Source organism: Collinsella aerofaciens (genome assembly GCF_027679495.1).
GTDB classification, from domain to species: Bacteria; Actinomycetota; Coriobacteriia; order Coriobacteriales; family Coriobacteriaceae; genus Collinsella; species Collinsella aerofaciens_AK.
Window position 1 is genome coordinate 98,469 of the sequence record NZ_JAQEKC010000002.1, and the last position, 19,366, is coordinate 117,834.

General features: G+C 60.3%; 15 protein-coding genes. All 15 read left to right on the plus strand.

The window, feature by feature from the left end; genetic code table 11:
* The first annotated feature begins 7 nt into the window (after positions 1-7).
* Entirely contained in the window at positions 8-1,039 is a 1,032-nt protein-coding gene (gene era / locus PGW49_RS01405; RefSeq protein ID WP_270225161.1) for a GTPase Era, read from the plus strand.
* A gap of 12 nt (positions 1,040-1,051) precedes the next feature.
* Positions 1,052-1,801, plus strand: a complete 750-nt coding sequence (recO, locus tag PGW49_RS01410) for a DNA repair protein RecO (protein WP_195624923.1) — start codon at positions 1,052-1,054, stop codon at positions 1,799-1,801.
* Positions 1,802-1,939: 138 nt separating this feature from the next.
* Positions 1,940-2,218 carry a 30S ribosomal protein S15 gene (gene rpsO, locus PGW49_RS01415; protein ID WP_006235963.1) on the plus strand — a complete coding sequence of 93 codons (279 nt, stop codon included), beginning with the start codon at positions 1,940-1,942 and terminating at the stop codon, positions 2,216-2,218.
* A 151-nt stretch (positions 2,219-2,369) separates the two neighbouring features.
* On the plus strand, positions 2,370-4,616 hold the full coding sequence (locus PGW49_RS01420) for a polyribonucleotide nucleotidyltransferase (RefSeq protein ID WP_022094703.1): 2,247 nt from the start codon (positions 2,370-2,372) through the stop codon (positions 4,614-4,616).
* A 637-nt stretch (positions 4,617-5,253) separates the two neighbouring features.
* Positions 5,254-6,924, plus strand: coding sequence for a ribonuclease J (locus PGW49_RS01425; RefSeq protein ID WP_022094702.1), 1,671 nt, complete (start codon positions 5,254-5,256; stop codon positions 6,922-6,924).
* Between the two features lies 1 nt (position 6,925).
* A complete protein-coding gene (locus tag PGW49_RS01430) occupies positions 6,926-9,706 on the plus strand; it encodes an FtsK/SpoIIIE family DNA translocase (protein ID WP_270225164.1) in 2,781 nt (926 codons plus the stop codon).
* The gene (locus PGW49_RS01435) at positions 9,706-11,217 is read left to right on the plus strand and encodes a helix-turn-helix domain-containing protein (RefSeq protein WP_161144704.1); all 1,512 of its coding nucleotides are present in this window, start codon (positions 9,706-9,708) and stop codon (positions 11,215-11,217) included. Before PGW49_RS01430 ends, PGW49_RS01435 begins: the two co-directional genes overlap by 1 nt.
* A gap of 26 nt (positions 11,218-11,243) precedes the next feature.
* Positions 11,244-11,741, plus strand: a complete 498-nt coding sequence (locus tag PGW49_RS01440; protein ID WP_270225166.1) for a YajQ family cyclic di-GMP-binding protein — start codon at positions 11,244-11,246, stop codon at positions 11,739-11,741.
* A gap of 27 nt (positions 11,742-11,768) precedes the next feature.
* Positions 11,769-13,118, plus strand: a complete 1,350-nt coding sequence (gene rimO, locus PGW49_RS01445) for a 30S ribosomal protein S12 methylthiotransferase RimO (RefSeq protein WP_138112638.1) — start codon at positions 11,769-11,771, stop codon at positions 13,116-13,118.
* Positions 13,119-13,217: 99 nt separating this feature from the next.
* Positions 13,218-13,766 carry a CDP-diacylglycerol--glycerol-3-phosphate 3-phosphatidyltransferase gene (pgsA, locus tag PGW49_RS01450; RefSeq protein ID WP_229028279.1) on the plus strand — a complete coding sequence of 183 codons (549 nt, stop codon included), beginning with the start codon at positions 13,218-13,220 and terminating at the stop codon, positions 13,764-13,766.
* A gap of 12 nt (positions 13,767-13,778) precedes the next feature.
* On the plus strand, positions 13,779-14,309 hold the full coding sequence (locus PGW49_RS01455; protein WP_270225168.1) for a CinA family protein: 531 nt from the start codon (positions 13,779-13,781) through the stop codon (positions 14,307-14,309).
* A gap of 257 nt (positions 14,310-14,566) precedes the next feature.
* Positions 14,567-15,715, plus strand: a complete 1,149-nt coding sequence (gene recA / locus PGW49_RS01460) for a recombinase RecA (RefSeq protein WP_022094695.1) — start codon at positions 14,567-14,569, stop codon at positions 15,713-15,715.
* 11 nt (positions 15,716-15,726) lie between these two features.
* Positions 15,727-16,419, plus strand: a complete 693-nt coding sequence (locus tag PGW49_RS01465) for a regulatory protein RecX (RefSeq protein ID WP_138112634.1) — start codon at positions 15,727-15,729, stop codon at positions 16,417-16,419.
* A 257-nt stretch (positions 16,420-16,676) separates the two neighbouring features.
* Positions 16,677-18,227 carry a ribonuclease Y gene (gene rny / locus PGW49_RS01470; RefSeq protein WP_089573375.1) on the plus strand — a complete coding sequence of 517 codons (1,551 nt, stop codon included), beginning with the start codon at positions 16,677-16,679 and terminating at the stop codon, positions 18,225-18,227.
* Between the two features lies 1 nt (position 18,228).
* On the plus strand, positions 18,229-19,314 hold the full coding sequence (locus PGW49_RS01475) for an ATP-binding protein (RefSeq protein ID WP_270225170.1): 1,086 nt from the start codon (positions 18,229-18,231) through the stop codon (positions 19,312-19,314).
* Positions 19,315-19,366: the final 52 nt, after the last annotated feature.

The following is a 19,366-nucleotide window of genomic DNA, read 5'->3' on the forward strand; positions in this document are numbered from 1 at the left end:
GATTCCCATGTCCGACAATATGCAGCCTATCGATGAGATTTTGGATGACGAGGCCGAGGAGTTCGACCCGTTTGAGGGCATGAGCGACGAGGAACTCGACGCCCTGTGCGACGAGGATGAGAACCTCGCGGGCTTTGGTGACGTGGAACCCGGTTTCCGCAGCGGCTTTGTGGCCCTGGTCGGACGCCCCAACGCCGGCAAGTCCACGCTGCTTAATGCCTGCTATGGCAAAAAGGTCGCCATCACCTCGCCGGTGGCACAGACGACCCGCCGTCGCATGCGCGCCGTCGTCAACCGTCCCGGCTACCAGCTGGTCTTTGTCGATACCCCGGGTATTCATAAGCCCAAGGACGGCCTGGGGTCCGAGCTCAACAGGAGCGCACTGTTCGAGTTAAACGATGTCGACGTCGTCGCGTTTTTGATTGATGCCACCAAGCCGATCGGCAGGGGAGACGCCTGGGTTGCCGAGCGCGTCAAGAGCGCTCGTTCCAAGAAGGTCCTGGTGCTCACCAAGGCCGATGAGGCCGACCCCGCACAGGTCATGGAGCAGCTTAAGGCTGCCCACGAGCTTATGGAATATGACGACGAGATTGTGACGTCGTCGGTCAAGAACTTCAACGTCGATGCCTTTATAGAGACCGTTGCGCACTTTTTGCCCGAGGGTCCGCGTTGGTTCCCCGAGGACATGGGTACTGACGCTTCCGATGAGACGCTCGTTGCCGAGTTTGTGCGCGAGAAGGTCTTGCGCCGCACCCGTGATGAGATTCCGCACTCCGTTGGCGTGATCTGCGATGCGCTCGAGCAGACCAAGAAGGTACTGCGCGTGCACGCCACCATTTACGTCGAGCGCGAGGGCCAAAAGGGCATCATCATCGGCAAGGGCGGCGAGATGATCAAGCATGTCGGCATTGATGCCCGTCGTGACCTTGAGCGTATCTTTGGCACTCAGGTCTTTTTGGAGCTCGACGTGAAGGTCAAGGCCGGCTGGCGCGATGACGAGGCGCAAATCCGCCGCTTTGGCTATAACGCCGAAGATTAAGCCTCGGCGTTCATGGCAGGCTCTCGCACATATCGCACGAAGGTGCTCGTCCTCGACAAGACTAAGCTCAAGGAAACCGACCTGATCTTGACGATGCTCGACGAACGGGGGCGGCAGGTGCGTGCCGTGGCCAAGGGCGCACGTAAGCCTGGCGGTCGCCTTGCGGCCCGCTGCGAGCTCTTCTGCACCGTTGATATGCTGTTGGCGCATGGACGGTCGCTCGACGTGGTTTCTCAGGCCGAGCTTATGGAGGCGCCGCTCGGTGCTGCTCCTGACTACGAGACGACCTGTGCCGCCAGCGCGATTGCCGAGGTTGCGCGCGTGTGCTCGTTCGAGGATGCCGAGGATCCATTTACCTTTGCCATTACACAGCGGGCGCTCACGCTTGTCGGCAGCGGGCTCGACTCGGCACATATGGACCTGCTCGTGGCGGCCTTTGTCTTTAAACTGCTGTCGCACGTTGGTTACCGACCCGATTTCTCGGCATGCGTGCTATGCGGAGACCCCATGCTGTCGTATTTTTCGCCCCAGGCGGGCGGCCTCATGTGCGGCTCATGCGCGTCGAGCGTTCCGGGCGCCGAGTTGGTCTCAACCGGCGAGGTCGCATGGCTTCGCGCCCTCATGTCCATGACGTTCGATTCCCTTATGGACGAGCGGATCGATCCGCATACGGCTGCGTTTTTGCTGGGGCTTTCGCATGTTTGGGCCGCCACGCACACCGATCAGCGGCTCCGTGCGATGGAATTCATGTTGGGTCGGTGATGATGCGCAGGCGCGCGTCGCTTGTGGTAACATACCGACCTGTTGGTACCTCGACCTTGGATGTTCGCTCCACCGGCGGCTTCTCAGTCCGAGGCGAATAGAGTCGCCCACGGGCGACGCGAAACGAAAGGTGAAACAATGACTGTTTCCAAAGAGCGCAAGGCGGAGCTGACCGCCCAGTTCGGTAACTCCCCGGTCGATACCGGTAACCCCAAGGTTCAGGTCGCCATCCTGTCCGAGCGCATCAAGGAGCTGACCGAGCACATGAAGTCCCACCAGAAGGACTTCCACACCCGTCGTGGCCTGCTCATGCTCGTTGGCCGTCGTCGTCGTCTTCTCTCCTACATCAAGAAGAACGACATCGTCGAGTACCGTGAGCTCATCAAGGCTCTGGGCATCCGCGACAACATCCAGTAACGGATTTGTACATGCTAAGAGCGTCCTGCGCAGCGGGGCGCTCTTTTTGTGTAAGGGCGTGAACAATCACGCTCTGAAGCGTGGCGGGGGCAGGGGGCCCGCGTCACATGAGAAGCCCGCAGGCAAGGGGCCTGTGGGGTAAAGGAGAACAATGACACTCGTATCCAAGACCTTTGAGCTGTACGGCAAGACCTACACCTTCGAGTCCGGCGAGCTTGCCAAGCAGGCCACCGGTGCTTGTCTGGTCAAGCAGGGCGACACCACGATGCTCGACACCGTGGTCGTCTCCAAGGAGCGCAAGAATTACGACTTCTTCCCGCTGACCGTCGACTTCAACGAGAAGATGTACGCTGCCGGCCGTATCCCGGGTGGCTACCTCAAGCGCGAGGGCCGTCCCAGCGAGAAGGCCACGCTCACGGCTCGTATGATCGACCGCCCGATCCGCCCGAGCTTCCCGGACGGCTTCCGCAACGAGGTCCACATCGTCGCCACCTCGCTCGTCGCCGACCAAGTTAACCCCTTCGACGTCATCAATGTCATGGGCGCCTCTTTGGCTATGACGCTCGGCGGCGTGCCCTTCGAGGGCCCGCTTGCCTGCGTGCGCATCGGCCGTAACGTGGAGACCGGCGAGTTTATCGTCAACCCCACCTATGAGGAGCGCGAGAACTCCGACCTGGACCTGGAGCTGGGCGGCTCTGCCGACTTTATCTCGATGGTCGAGGCCGGCGCCGAGGAGATCTCCGAGGACGACATGCTCGCCGCTATGAAGTTTGGCCAGGAGGCCCTCGCTGCCTTCTGCCAGGCTCAGGACGAGTTCGTCGCCGAGTGGGAGCAGGTCAACGGCGCTATCGTCAAGAAGGAGTACCCGCTTGACCAGCCCGTCGAGGAGGTCCAGGAGCGCATCTTCGCCCACTACGACGAGATGGCCGCTGCCCTGCGCGACGCCGACAAGCTTTCCCGCATCGGTAAGGTCGAGGCTCTGAAGGAGTCCATCCGCGCCGAGTTCACCGACGAGGAGCAGGCTGCCTGGGAGCGCGAGATCCCCGTGGCACTCAAGAAGCTCGAGAAGAAGGCCATGCGCACCATGGTCGTCGAGACCGGCGAGCGCGTCGACGGTCGTGCCGCCGACGAGATCCGTCCCATCATGGTGAAGGACAACTACCTGCCGCTCGTTCACGGTTCCGGCCTGTTCCAGCGTGGTCAGACCCAGGTGCTCTCCGTCCTGTCGCTCGGTATGCTCAACGAGGGCCAGCGTCTGGATACCATCGAGCCCACCGAGGGCAAGCGCTACATGCACCACTACAACTTCCCGCCGTTCTGCACCGGCGAGACTGGCCGCATGGGCAGCCCTAAGCGCCGCGAGATCGGTCACGGCAACCTGGCCGAGCGCGCTCTGCTTCCGGTGCTTCCCGACGAGAACGAGTTCCCCTACGCCATCCGTGTGGTCTCAGAGGTCATGGAGTCCAACGGCTCCTCTTCGATGGCTTCGACCTGCGGTTCCACGCTCGCCCTTATGGACGGCGGCGTGCCCATTAAGCGCCCGGTCTCCGGTATCGCCATGGGCCTGATCCAGGAGGAGGGCAAGACCGTGGTCCTGTCCGACATCCAGGGTCTCGAGGACTTCCTGGGTGACATGGACTTTAAGGTCACCGGCACCACCGAGGGCATCACCGCCCTGCAGATGGACAACAAGGCCACCGGCCTCACCTTCGACATCCTGGCCCGAGCCCTGCAGCAGGCCAAGGAGGGCCGCGCCTTCATCCTTCAGAAGATGCTCGATGTGATCCCCGAGCCGCGTCATACCACGCGCAGCACCGCTCCGCGCATCGTCTCCATCCAGGTTCCGACCGATAAGATCCGCGACGTCATCGGTTCCGGCGGCAAAGTCATCCGCGGCATCCAGGACGAGACCGGCGCTTCGGTCGACATCCAGGAGGACGGCACCGTCTTTGTCGGCGGCACCGGCGAGTCCGTCGATCAGGCCGTCGAGCGCATTAAGCTCATCATCAAAGTTCCCGAGCCGGGCGAGGAGTACACCGGTCGCGTTGTCTCCATCCAGCCGTTCGGCGCTTTCGTGAACCTGCTGCCCGGTAAGGACGGCCTGCTGCACATCTCCCGCGTCGCCAAGGGCCGCGTGGAGAAGGTCGAGGACGTCCTCAACGTGGGCGACGAGGTCAAGGTCGTCGTCATCGAGGTCGACGATCGCGGCAAGATCTCGCTCGATCGTCTTGACAAGCCCGAGGCCCCGGCTCGTGCCGAGGGTGCCTCCGAGGGTGACGGCGAGCACTTCCAGCGCCGTGAGCGTCCGCGTCGCGAGCGCTCTGAGCGCAGTGACCGTCCGCGCCGTCCCGGCGACAACGGAGGCCGAAAGCCTCGCCGTCACCACGACGCCGAGTAACAGCCGTACATAAGCAGCTCAACAAGGGCGACTCCTAAGGGGGTCGCCCTTTTGCTATTCTCGGCGGGGCCGCAGGTAAAGTTTCCTGCTCTACAGTCCTGCTCGCACGGAGAGCATATTAAGTGCTTTCCTTTGCGTGCGGAACTCGCGATAAACTTCATATGCGTCCCTCCCGGGCGCAAGCAAAAGGGCTGGTTAATGCCGCTCGCTATTTAGTTAGACAGTCTATTCAGTAGTCAGATTACAGATCTGTAGATAGCCGCAGCAGCATCTTCCCAGATAAAACCGACCAAAATAAACCTGTCTCTATTTGGCAGGTTTCCCGTGGGGCGGGCACTGATGAAGTTTATCGCGAGTTCCGCACGAACAGGAGGCCACTTAATGTGGCCTCCGTCGTGAGCAGGACTGTAGAGCAGGAAACTTCATCAGTGCCCGCCCCACGGGAAACCGGCGGGATGGACCAGTTCAGATGGGGCTTTGATGCATGGGTGGTCTGTTGGTGGGCAAATGGGTATCATACTGAGGTTACTGCGTCGACTCTATGATGCATGTTTGTACGTTCCCGACGGTCGGTTTGCCAGAAGCGCCCCGTCGGTTGTTTCAGACCCGTTTCGAAGAAAGGAAACAACACTAACCTATGGCAGCTAAAAAATCATCTCCCTTGAAGATCATCCCGCTCGGCGGCCTTGACGGCATCGGCAAGAACATGACGGTCTTCGAGTGCGGCGACGACATGGTGCTCGTCGACGCCGGCCTCATGTTCCCGGATGACTCCCAGCCCGGTATCGACCTGGTGCTTCCCGACTACACCTATGTTTTGGAGAACGAGGAAAAGCTCCGCGGTATCGTCGTCACCCACGGCCACGAGGACCACACCGGTTCGCTTCCGTACCTGCTGCAGGACCTCAACAATAAGGTGCCCATCTTTTCGAGCAAGCTGACGCTTGGCTTTATCGAGGGCAAGCTTTCTGAGTTCCGCATCCGCGCACCCAAGTTCCGCGAGGTCAAGGGCGGCAGCCATGTCAACCTCGGCGGCATCTCGCTCGACTTCTTCTCGATGACGCACTCCATTCCCGGCGCTCTGGGCGTGTTCATCCGCACCAACCAGGGTACCGTTATGCACACCGGCGACTTTAAGCTCGACCAGACGCCCATCGACGGCGTCACGCCCGACTATGCCGCTATCAGCCGCTTTGCCAAGCAGGGTATCGACCTGCTGCTTTCTGACTCCACCAACGCCACGGTTCCCGGCTTTACCAAGTCCGAGGCCGAGGTTGGTCCCAACCTGCTGCACGCCATCAAGAACGCGCCGGGTCGCGTGTTCGTTGCGTCGTTCTCGAGCCACATCCATCGTTTGCAGCAGATCTGCGATGCCGCCCGCAAGTGCGGCCGTAAGGTCGTTGTGACCGGTCGCTCCATGCTCACTAACACCCGCGTGGCGCGCGAGCTTGGCTACCTCAACATCGACGACGCCGATATCATCGATGCCTTCGATATCGACAACCTGCCTGACGACAAGATTGTTGTCATGTGCACCGGTTCGCAGGGCGAGCCGCTGTCGGCCCTGTCCCGCATGGCCAATGGCGAGCACAAGACGCTCTCCATCCACGAGGGCGATACCGTTATCCTCTCGGCAACTCCTGTTCCCGGCAATGAGAAAGCCGTCCAGCAGGTCGTCAACAGCCTGGCCAAGCTCGGCTGCGACGTGTGGGATAAGAACCGCGCCCTCGTTCACGTTTCCGGTCACGGTAGCCAGGAGGAGCTCAAGCTCCTGATGGCCATGGCCAAGCCCACGTACTTTATGCCGGTTCACGGTGAAGCCGTGCATCTGCGCGCCCATGCCCAGCTGGCCCGCAAGATGGGTCTCAAGGACGATCATATCTTTATCCTCGACAACGGCGACACGCTCGAGATGCGCGGCGGTATCGTTAAGCGCGGTACGCCCGTCGAGTCCGGCGTCGTTTACGTCGACGGCCTGCGCATCGGCGATACCGACCCCATCGTCCTGCGTGATCGTCAGAAGCTCGCCAACGACGGTATGGTTACCGCTGTTGCCATCGTCTCGCTCAAGCACAAGAAGATCGAGGCCATCGAGTTCTCGGGCCGCGGCGTCTCGTTTGCCATCGACGACCAGTTCTCCGAGGATGCCTCCGCGTCCATTATGAAGACGATCGAGAAGGGCAAGTTCAGCTTTACGAGCAGCGGTTCCGATGCCATTCGCAAGGCCGTGCGCGATTCGCTCTCTAACTTTATCTGGAGCCGTACTCGCACCCGTCCGATGATCATCCCGGTCGTCATGGAGGTTTAGTTTGGCGCGCGGATCTGCACAAAACGCCAAAGGCAATAAGGCCAATAACCAACCGGCATCTGCTAAGGGTGCCGGTTCCCATCTGCGTGCCAATAAGGGCCACGAGTCCGAGTTCGATGATTTCGAGCCCTTGGTCGAGCCCTCGGCCAACCGCGATATCGCCGGCGTGGTCATTGCCGTTTTGGCGATTGCGTCCTTTATTGCCGTGATTTCGCCGGCGACTGCGCCCGTTACGGCTGCGGTTGCCGGTTTCTACCACTTGGGCTTTGGTCTGGGCGCCTACGTGCTGCCGATCGTCATTTTGCTGTTTGCCGCCACGCTCTTTTTAGGCGAGGACTCGCCGCTCAACGTGCGCTCGGTCGCGGGCGGAGCCGTGGTCTTTATCACCGTTGTCTCCATTCTTTCGCTGATGGTGCCGGGTACGAGCGACTCGTGTGACCTTATGTTCACGCCGCAAAATCTGTCCGCCTCGGGTGGCTACATCGGTGCGTTTATTGCGAGTGCGCTGCAGAATGCCCTGGGTAAGCCTATCGCGATGGTGGTCCTGTTGGGTCTGGCCGTCGTTGGTTTTGTCATCATCGGCTTTTCGGTGGGTGGCGTGCTGCGCTCTGCTCGCGACCGCGCGGCCGATTTTGCCGAGCGCCGTCGTGCCGATGTTAACGCGAGCCCGTGGGGTGACGACGAAGCCCTGTCGGTGCCCGGCGTTGCCCGTCCGCACCTGAGCATTCTTCGTCAAAAGGGCTCCGATGCTGCCGTGACCACGGTCATGGGCAACGATGTGGACCCGGTTTTGGACGATGACGACGAGGACGAGGATCCGTTTGTCGACGTATCCGATGCCGTGGAGGCCGAGCGCGCTAAGACGACGCTGCTGCCGCGCCGTCATGTCAAGAAGGGCAAGGCCACGCCCAAGTTGAATACAAGCGAGCCCGGCCCGTCTTGGTCCGATAGCGAGATTGAGCTTACCGAGGGCGATGACGAGGACGACGAGGCTCCGATTGAGACCGCAAAGACAACTTTGCTGCCGCGTCGCCATGCTAAGCGCGAACAGGTAACCGGCCAGCTTTCGATGGAAGACGACCCCGATAAGATCGACGAGTCCGAGCCGCCGTTTGCCGTGAGTCCTGTCTCGGCAACACCTCAGATTCCCGACTTCTTGAAGCATCCCAAGGTTGCCGATACGGCTGTCGCGGGCGCTGCCGAGGCGCCTACTCCTAGCGATGGGGGAGCGGTCAATGCCCCCGCGGATAACGAGGGCGAAGAAGAGGACGGCCTCAAGCTTCCGCCGCTCGAGATCCTGCACGCCAACCCGCAGTCGGCGTCCTCCGCGTCATCTGACAAGGAGCTGGAACAGACTGCCGAGTCACTGCAATCCACCTTGCTTGAGTTTGGCCGCAGTGCCCGCGTGGTCGGCTGGATCGCCGGCCCCACGGTGACGACCTTTAAGCTGCAACCTGGCGAGGGCGAGCGCGTGAGCAAGATTTCGAGCCTCGAGGACGATATCGCGCTTTCGCTCGCTGCTCAGTCGGTGCGCATCTTTGCCCCGATCCCCGGTACCTCGCTTGTGGGTATCGAGATTCCCAATCGCAAGCGCCAGAACGTCAACCTGGGCGACGTGCTTCCCTATGTGAAGGGCGGTCCGCTCGAGCTGGCCATCGGTCGAGATGCCGAGGGCACGCCGGTCGTCGCTGACCTCGCCAAGATGCCCCACCTGCTGATCGCCGGCACGACCGGTTCTGGTAAGTCGGTGATGATCAATTCCATCATCACGACCCTGCTCATGCGAGCCCTTCCCGAGGACGTTCGCCTGATCATGGTCGACCCCAAGCGCGTCGAGCTTGCGGGCTATAACGGTTTGCCGCATCTCTATGTGCCCGTGGTGACCGAGCCCAAGCAGGCCGCGAGCGCTCTGCAATGGGCCGTGTCCGAGATGGAGCGTCGCCTGAAGGTCTTCGAGCGTCTCAACGTGCGTAAGATCTCGACCTACAACGAAAAGCAGGCCGCCGGCGAGTTTGAGCATTACGACAACCCGCCCCAAAAGATGCCCTATCTGGTCATTATCATCGACGAGCTTTCGGACCTGATGATGGTCGCCGGCAAGGATGTCGAGGCCTCGATCGTTCGTATCGCCCAGCTGGGCCGTGCCGCCGGTATACACCTTATCGTGGCTACGCAGCGCCCCAGCTCCAACGTGGTGACGGGCCTCATCAAGGCCAACATCACCAACCGCATCGCCTTTAACGTCGCCACGGGCATCGACTCGCGCGTCATTATTGACCAGATGGGTGCCGAAAAGCTCACCGGTTTGGGCGACATGCTGTTCTCCAAGGTCGACTGGGGCAAGCCTCGCCGTATCCAGGGCTGCTTTGTCTCGGATGACGAAATCAACGAGATTGTCGAGTTCGTCAAGTCGCAGAGCGAGCCCGACTACCACGAGGAGATTCTGTCTGCCGTGGCGCCCGCTTCCATGTCCATGGCGGGTGGCGGCGGTATTGTCCGCACCGGAGTAGCCGAGCCGCAAGACGATGATCCGCTCATTTGGGAAGCCGCCCATATTGTGGTGGAATCGCAGCTTGGCTCCACATCTGGCCTGCAACGTCGTCTGAAGGTTGGCTATGCGCGTGCCGGGCGTATTATGGACATGCTGGAAGAAAAGGGTGTCGTCGGCCCGCCCGACGGTTCCAAGCCGCGTGAGGTCCTGTTGGACGAGGAGGGGCTTGCCGCGCTGGAATCTGTCGACGCCGAGATGGCACGTGAAGATCGTGAGTTTGGAGGATTCTGATGGCTGCACGCTTTGGTGACATGCTGCTCGAGCAGCGTCGCCGGATGGGCCTTTCCATTCAGCAGGTCGCCAACACCATCAAAATCAGGCCGCAGATCATCGAGTTTTTCGAGACCGGTAACTTTGCTTCGATGCCGCCGCGCGGCTATGCGCAGGGCATGATTTCGAGCTATGCTCGCTTTTTGGGCCTCAATCCGCGCGAGGTCGTCAATGCCTACTTTGACGACCTGATGGCATACGAACGCGAGACGTCGCAGCAGGGCGGTCGTTTTCAGGACGCCGCCGGCTACGTCAATTCGCGTTCCTCGGTCGATAACGGGCGCTTCCTGATGGTTCAGGGCGGTCGTTCAACCCGCTATGGACAGCGTCCTCAGCAGGCCGGTTATATTACTGAGACGGGTTCGGGCGAGGAGATTCGCTCACAGCGTGACCGGTTCCGCAGTACGCCGATGCCCGAGGACCGTGCACTTCCCGCTGCCCGCGGCGTGGCGCGTGACCCTCGTGCCGGCTACGGCGACGGCGGCTATTCCGATCGCGGTTACCGTGGTGCCTCTATGGGACGCTCTCGCGGTGGCTATTCGGATGCCGATACCACGCAGGTGACGCCGCGTCTTCGCTCTCAATCACAGCCGTATGGCCAGCGCTCTTCGGCTCCGCGTTCGGTCCAGCGTGGCTATCAAGGCCGCGGTGAACTTGCGCCCCGCTCGGGTCAGCGCAGCCTTCAGGGCCAGGGCGGCTATCGCGGCCGTTCCGATAGCAATCGCGGTCGTATGCCTCAGGGAAGCGGCCGCAGCAGTTCCGGTCGTGGACGCGGCGGATCACGTACTCCTCAAAACAACGGGCTCGATCCGCGTATCGTCTACGCCGGCATCGGTGCCGTTGTGCTGCTGTTGATTGTGCTCATCGTGGTGCTTCTACGTGGCTGCGCATCTTCGGCGCCCGAGAACACGCCCGAGACGCCCACTGCTACCAAGATGACGACCAAGAAGTCTTCTAAGAAGACCGAAACGGTCGACGAGGACGATGACACCGATGAGGCGACGGATGAGTCGACTGATTCGGACGCTACCAAGACGACGGCCAAGAAGGAAGAGAACGAGGTCACGAAGGTCAAAGTCTCCGTTGCCAAGGGAAAGACCGCGTGGATTGAGGTCAAGGTTGACGGCAAGTCGGTCTATGGCGCCCAGGCGACTGGCCCCTTTGAGCAGGAGTACACGCCCGAGTCTTCGATCGAGATCACCACGTCCAAGCCTTCCGATGTCACCGTTACCAAGAACGGTGAAAAGGTTCGTTACGATACCAAGACCTCGGGCGTGGCGCGTGTGACGATCACCGTTCCCAAGAAGGAGACGTCTGATTCCGAGAATGGTGAAAGTTCTGATGGTACCGACACCACCGATGGTACCGATGCCACCGACGGTACCGATGCCCAGTCCACGGATGGCGCCGATACCGCAACTGACGGTCAGACACCCACCGATTCTACCGACAATTCGTACGATAGCTACTAGGCCGCTCGTACGCGAAAGGAAACATCATGGCTAAAGATTCCAGCTTCGACGTCGTGTCCGAGGTCAACATGCAAGAGATCGACAACGCCTTCCAGCAGACCACGCGCGAGATTTCCCAGCGCTATGACCTTAAGGATTCCGGCGCCACGATCGAGCTTTCGAAGGGCGACAAGCTCTTTACGATCAACGCCCCGGCCGACTTTGTCTCCAAACAGATTGTTGACGTGCTGAGCTCCAAGCTCATCAAGCGCGGCATCGACCTCAAGGCTGTCTCGTGGGATGCTCCGCAGGCGGCATCGGGTGGCACCGTGCGCGTGCTCGGCCATATCGTCGAGGGTATCGACCAGGCGACCGCCAAGAAGATCAACAAGGACATCAAGGATCAAAAGCTCAAGGTCAAGGTGACCATCGAGGCCGACAAACTGCGTGTTTCCTCTGCTTCGAAGGACGCGTTGCAGACCGTGATTCAGTTCCTGCGCGACCAGGACTACGGCCAGCCGCTGCAGTTCACCAACTACCGCTAATATCAATCGAAAGGACCGCTCTCCAACATGGATACACCGTTGGGCTCCGTGCTCTACATCACCCTCGGGTGCGCTAAGAACGAGGTTGACACCGACCGCATGCGTTCTCTTTTGACCGCCGCGGGCTACGAGGAGGCATTCGACCCGCAGGATGCCGATATCGCCATCGTCAATACTTGCTCGTTCCTCGCCTCCGCAACGTCCGAGAGCATCGAGACCACGCTCGAGCTCGCCAACGAGGTTCAGGACGGCGTTCGTTCTTGTCCCATCGTCATGTGCGGCTGCGTGCCGTCGCGCTATGGCGATGACCTGCCTGACGAGCTGCCCGAGGTCGCTGCCTTTGTGAAGGCCGACGAGGAAGATGGCATCGTGGCGGTCATCGATGGCGTGCTGGGTGTCGAGCGTGAGATTGCAGCCTATATCCCGCAGGTCAAACGTACCGTCGAGGGTGCTGTCGCTTACGTCAAGATTTCCGATGGCTGCAACCGCTTCTGCAGCTTCTGCATGATTCCCTACATCCGCGGCCGCTATCATTCGCGCAATGCCGAGAGCATCATCTCCGAGGTGCGCGACCTGGTTTCCGGCGGTGTGCGCGAGATCGTGCTGATCGGCCAGGACACGGGCATCTGGGGTACCGACTTTGCCGACGAGGACGTCGCCGATGGCTCGCCGCGCAATCTGGCGCAGCTGCTGCGTGCCGTCGCCGAGGCCGTGCGCCCGCACAACGTCTGGGTCCGCGTGCTCTATCTGCAGCCCGAGGGCATGACTGACGAACTCATCGAGACGATTCGCGATACGCCCGAGGTGCTGCCCTATATCGATATCCCCGTGCAGCACTGCGACGCGCGCATCCTTAAGGCTATGCGCCGTTCTGGTTCGCGCCAGGAGCTCGAGGACCTGTTCCGCGATCTGCGTGAGCGTATCCCCGGCATCGTGATCCGTTCCACGGCCATGGTCGGCTTCCCGACCGAGACCGACGACGAGTTCCGCGACCTTATCGACTTTATGGACACCGTCGGCTTTGACTACACGAGCGTCTTTGCTTACTCGCAGGAGGAGGGCAGCCTGGCCGCTAAGATGGAGGGCCAGGTCGACGAAGAGGTCAAGCTCGAGCGCGCCCAGGAGGCCATGGACCTGGCCGAGTCGCTCGGTTTTGCCGCCACCGCCGCACATGTGGGCGAGCGCGCCCAGGTGATCGTCGACGGTATCGAAGAGACCGAGGATGGCGCCGAGCTGATCGGCCATGCCTGGTTCCAGGCGCCCGATTCCGATGGCGCGGTGCATCTGGACGCCAGCGAGGCGTCCGTGGGCGATATTCTGACCGTCGAGTTTACCGATAGCTTCTGCTATGAGCTTATCGGTCATGTTGTGGAGTAGGAGAGCGTCGTGGCTAACGAGAGCAATAAGGAACTGACGAGTGTCTGGACGCCCGCCAACATCGTGACGTGCGTTCGCATCGTCTTTATCCCGGTGTTCATGATCGTGTCGGCGCTTTCTCACACGAGTGTTGCCGGTACGGATTGGAGCACCTTCGACGGCCCGCTCGCCGCCGCTGCCTTCATTCTGTATGTGATCCTGTCGTGCACCGATAAGGTCGACGGTTATCTGGCGCGTTCGCGCAACGAGATCACCGACTTCGGTAAATTCTTGGACCCCATCGCCGATAAGCTGCTCGTGTTCTCGGCCCTGCTGCTGTTCTTGGATTTTGGTATGGTGACCGTGTGGTCCGTGTTCATTATCCTGTTCCGCGAGCTGCTGGTGAGCGCCCTTCGCATGGTCGCGAGTGCGGCCGGTGTGGTCGTTGCGGCCGATAAGCTCGGCAAGTACAAGACGGCAACCACGATGGTCTCCATTTGCGGTTACCTGTGCGTTTTTGCTATGGCCGGCTTGCACCTTGGCCCGGTGGCGCTGACGCTCGGCATCTACTCGGTGTCGCGCTTCCTGTACGCCGTTGCCGTTGTCCTGACCGTTATCTCGGGCGCCCAGTACTTCTGGAACTGCCGCAAGATCGTCTTTTCGGTCTAGGTCCTAGTGGGTATGACGGACTCTTTTGAGCAGATTTCCGCACATAACGAGGAGCTGGCGCGTGATATTGTCGAGCGCGCGAGCGCTCGGGGCGTGACGGTTTCGACGGCTGAGTCGCTGACGGCGGGTATGATCGCCTCGACGATTGCCGATATCCCGGGCGCCTCGGCGGTGCTGCGTGGCGGTGCGGTGACCTATTGCGATGAGATTAAGCATCGTGTTCTTGGTGTTGAGCAGGAGACGCTCGACCGCTATACCGCGGTGTCGCATCAGACCGCGCGCGAGATGGCGGTGGGTTCGCTGGAGCTGTGCCAGAGCGATATTGCAGTGAGCGCAACGGGTTATGCCGGCCCCGGCGGTGGCACTGAGGACGATCCGGCGGGCACTTTCTATATTGGCTGGGCGCATCGTTCCGCCGATGGGGGCGTGCCGGTCGTGGACTCTGTGCGCTGCCACTATGAGGGCGACCGTTCGTGTGTTCGTGCCCATGCGGTCACGGAGGCATTGGGTCGCATTGCCCTTGTGCTCAACTCTATGGAATAGACGTGTTTTAAGGGGCCTCCGAGCCCCTTAATTGTGGAGATAGGGACCTTAGGCTCATTTGGCGTTTGTGCTGGTTGTAGATGTATTTTTGCCTGCCTTGTTCATATTTGGTCCTTTGTGGTCAAGCATTTGGTCAGTGTTTGGTCGGCGTTTGGTTGGGTTTTGGAAAGACCGCCTGCATATGATTGGCCTGAACGGTTGACCACGAACAGCCGTTCGTTTATTATCGATGCAGGTTGTTAAGAGGAGGGCTATTCATGGCCAAGAATTCAGGTCCCGTACGTACCGTTCATGCTCGCACGACGGGTAAAGAGCGCGATGAGATGATCGCCACCACCAAGGCCGAGATCGAGAAGAAATTCGGCCAGGGTTCCATCATGAGGTACGGCGACGGTGGTCCCGAGCTCGAGGTCGAGGCCATTCCCACGGGCGCCCTGGCCCTCGATGCCGCGCTGGGTATCGGCGGCGTGCCGCGCGGCCGTATCGTCGAGATTTACGGTCCTGAGTCCTCCGGTAAGACGACGCTTTCGCTCGAGATCCTGGCCGAGGCCCAGGCAATGGGTGGCGTTGTGGCATTTATCGATGCCGAGCACGCGCTTGATCCCACGTATGCCGCGCGCATCGGCGTGGATATCGACGAGGTGCTCATTTCCCAGCCCGATACGGGCGAGCAGGCGCTTGAGATTGTTGACATGCTCGTGCGTTCCGGCGCCATCGATGCCATCGTCGTCGACTCCGTCGCCGCGCTGACCCCGCGTGCCGAGATCGAGGGAGAAATCGGCGATACTACGGTCGGTCTTCAGGCTCGCCTAATGAGTCAGGCGCTCCGCAAGCTCGCCGGCTCGCTGTCCAAGTCCAACACGACGTGCATCTTCATTAACCAGCTGCGTGAGAAGATCGGCGTCATGTTCGGCAACCCCGAGACTACGACGGGCGGCCGCGCCCTTAAGTTCTTCTCTTCGGTGCGTATCGACATTCGCCGTATCGACAGCATTAAGCTTAAGGACGAGGTTATCGGTAACCGCGTGCGCGCCAAGGTCGTTAAGAACAAGGTGGCAGCTCCGTTCCGTTCTGCTGAGTTCGACATCATGTACGGTACGGGCATCTCTAAGGAGGGCTCAATTCTGGACATGGCTGTCGAGTGCGGCATCTGCAAGAAGATGGGCTCCTGGTTTGCCTATGGCGAGGACAAGCTTGGCAACGGTCGAGAGGCCGCCAAGGCTTTCCTGCGCGAACACCCCGATTGCGCCGACGAGATTGAGCATAAGGTCCGCCTTGCCTGCGGACTTGAGTTTGATGACGATGCTCCGTCCGAGGTCGAGCTGACCGATCAGCCTGCGCCTGAGGAGTTTGACGAGCTTTACGCCATCGATGGTTCCGCCATGCTCGATGATGACGACGAGTAGCGGTTACGCTCATGTCGTATACGGTGACCGAGGCCACGGCCTTCTTTCCCGATAAGAAGGCGGCTTCCTCGTTCTCGAGCGGGTATGCGTCCAAAAAGCCTTGCGCACATATCGATTGTGAGCTTGAGGGCGGTTTTGAGCGGTCCATTTGGATTCCCGTGCGGGTCGCGCGGCTGTATGTCAAAAACCGCCCCGATCTTCCCTGTGATTGGGACAACTTTCGTGAGGCGGTGCAGCTCATCGAGGGTAAATGTGCACTTACCATGGTGACCGAGATGCTATCGCGCCGCGACCATGCGACGGGTGAGGTCCGTGACAAGCTGGCTCGCTACGGCTTTCACCAGCCCGCGATCGATTTCGCCGTCGAGCGCGCCACAGAGTATCACTTTTTAGACGAGAACCGCTTTTGCTCGTACTTTATCGAGGAGCGCAAGCGGCGCGGTTGGGGACAGCGCAAAATCGAGACCGAGCTCAAGCGCCGTCATGTCGTGCTCGATGACATTCCCGGTTATCCCGAGGATTATTTTGCCGTCGAAGACGATTTGGCGCGTGCGTCAGCCCTGCTCGCCAAGCGGCGTGTTCCAGAGACGCGCGGATTCGAAAAACTGGTTCGGTTTTTGATGGGCAAGGGCTTCTCGTATCACATCGCCGCCGATGCCGTTAAGGCACGTCTCGATGCCGAACGCGAGAAATGTGCGGTTTAGGCGTATGCGCTTTGTGGCCCTGCCGTTCACCGCGTTTTAGCCGCCGCGCTGGGGCCATTTATTTGACAGTTGTTGTGGTTCAACGTACGATAAACACTGTCATTTGCTTTGTGATATGTGCTCATCTGTGATGAGTTTGTTTATATGTTTACCTGTATCCGACCCGCATAAGCTGCGCCCATATTACTCAAATGTCGCGAGCCGTTCGTAAGGACGGTTCGCTTTGTTGTGTAACGAATCCATAAAAAGGAGTGAGCATGCCTATCATCGCAGCGCTCGTTGGCATCGTTTTGGGTGCCATCGCCGCCATTGCCTACATGCGCACCGCCAAGCAGGGTAGTCTTCACGAGGCCGACGAAAAGATTCAGTCGGCACACGCACAGGCTGAGTCCCTGATCGGTGATGCTAAGCGTCAGGCCGAGACCCTCAAAAAAGAGGCTCTGCTCGAGGCTAAAGAGGAGATCATCAAGAACAAGCAGGCCGCTGAGGCCGAGGACAAGCAGCGTAAGAACGAGATTCGTACGCTCGAGAACCGCGTGATGCAGCGCGAGGAATCCCTCGATCGCCGCAACGACGCTCTCGACAAGCGCGAGCATCAGCTGTCCAGCCAGGCCGGTCAGGTCGAGAAGCGCTCCCGTGAGCTCGAGGAGCTCTGCGCAAAGCAGACCTCCGAGCTCGAGCGTATCGCCGACCTTACCCGCGAGGACGCCCACAAGGAGCTCCTCGATAAGGTTCGCGGCGAGGTCACCCACGAGGCCGCCACGATCATTCGCGAGTCCGAGCAGCAGGTTCGCGCCGAGTGCCACAAGACCGCCCAGGAGATTCTGTCTCTGGCGATTCAGCGCTGCGCTGCCGACCACACTGCCGAGGTTACCGTTACCTCCGTGCACATTCCCTCTGATGACCTCAAGGGCCGTATCATCGGTCGCGAGGGTCGCAACATCCGGACCTTCGAGCAGGTTTCCGGCGTCAACCTCGTGATCGACGACACGCCCGAGACCGTCGTTCTTTCGAGCTTCGACCCGGTCCGTCGTGAGACCGCCCGTGTCGCCCTCGAGAACCTCATCGCCGACGGCCGCATTCACCCTGCCCGTATCGAGGAGATGTATCACAAGGCCGCCGACCTGGTTCAGCAGCGCGTGCGCGAGGCTGGCGAGCAGGCTGCCTTCGATACCGGCATCCACGACCTGCACCCCGAGATCGTCAAGACCCTTGGTGCCCTGCGCTACCGTACCTCGTTTGGTCAGAACGTGCTTCAGCATTCCCTCGAGGTCTCTGATCTGTGCGGCGTGATGGCTTCCGAGCTTGGCCTGGACGTTGTGACCGCCAAGCGCGCCGGCCTGCTTCATGACCTGGGCAAGGCAATCGACCACGACGTCGAGGGCCCGCATGCCGTCATCGGCGCCGAGCTTGCCCGCCGTTATGGCGAGAAGCCCGTTATCGTCCACGCTATTGAGGCTCACCATGCCGATGTCGACCCCAACACGGTGCTCGATGTCCTGGTGCAGGCCGCCGATGCTGTCTCTGCCTCTCGCCCCGGTGCCCGTCGCGAGTCTGCCGAGAACTACATCAAGCGTCTTGAGAAGCTCGAGGAGATCGCCAACTCTCATGACGGCGTCGAACGTACCTATGCCATGCAGGCCGGTCGCGAGGTCCACGTCATGGTCCAGCCGGACAAGATTTCCGATGCCCAGTCCACGGTTCTGGCTCACGATATCGCCCATCAGATCGAGGAAGAGATGGAGTATCCCGGTCAGGTGCGCGTCGTCGTGATTCGCGAGAGCCGCGCTGTCGATATCGCTAAATAACATGAGCGACGCGAACGAGCTCATCTCATTTATCGCGTCGATGTCGGGGGAGGGCAACCTTCGCGTCGAGGAGAACCTTGGCGAGGGGTATGTCCGCCTCCGCGTTTCGGAGGCCGAGCGGCGCCAGGCTAAGCACGACATTCAGCATGTCGAGGACATCGTCATCGAAATGCTCCGTAATGCTCGCGATGCCGGCGCCGACAAGGTCTATCTCGCCACGACCAAGGAAGATGGCGTCCGCACGCTTGTCTTTCTGGATAACGGTTCTGGCGTTCCGCAGGATATGCAAGAGCGAATCTTTGATGCCCGCGTTACCTCCAAGCTCGAGAGCATGAAGATGGACCGTTGGGGCGTTCACGGTCGTGGCATGGCATTGTTTTCGATCAAGCAGAACACCGACGAGGCCCGTGTGGTCACGTCCGGCGTCGATCTTGGTTCAGCCTTCAAGGTGAGCGTTGCGGCCGACCGCCTCAGTGAGCGTGCCGATCAGTCCAGCTGGCCCCAGGCCGTCAAGGAAGAGGACGGACGTTATGTCTGCGCTCGCGGCCCACATAATATTATTCGCGCTGCTTGTGAGTTTGCGCTCGAGGAGTTGCGTGGTTGCGATGTCTATCTTGGTTCTCCGTCTGAGATTGCCGCGACCCTTTATGCTCAAGCGTCAAGTCGGCTCGATACGTCTCGTCTCCTGTTCATTGATGACGAGAGTGAGCTTCCGGTTGTCGATCGTTTAGGCCTTGCTTCTGATGCCGAGGACTTTATCCGTATTTGTTCGGGTTTGGGTCTTGAGATGTCCGAGCGCACGGCCCATCGCATTTTGGCAGGGCAGATTAAGCCCGTTCGCGGTGTGACCGCGCGTCTGCTGCGCGAGCGTGATTCGTCCTCGCATGCGCCGGCTCCTGTCGATCTCGCGAAGGATCGTCGCGGGCTACGTATTGCCAAGGATGACATGGCACAGTTTTCGCGCGCTGTGGAACGCGACTTTAATGACCTTGCCGCCCGATACTATCTCAACCTTTGCGGCGACCCAAAGATCCGTGTTTCGCGTGATCGAATCACCGTGACCTTTGATCTTGCCAAAGAGGAATAGTGCCTTTACCGAGTCCACTCGGTACGATACAGTTATTGCAGTTAAAACGTAC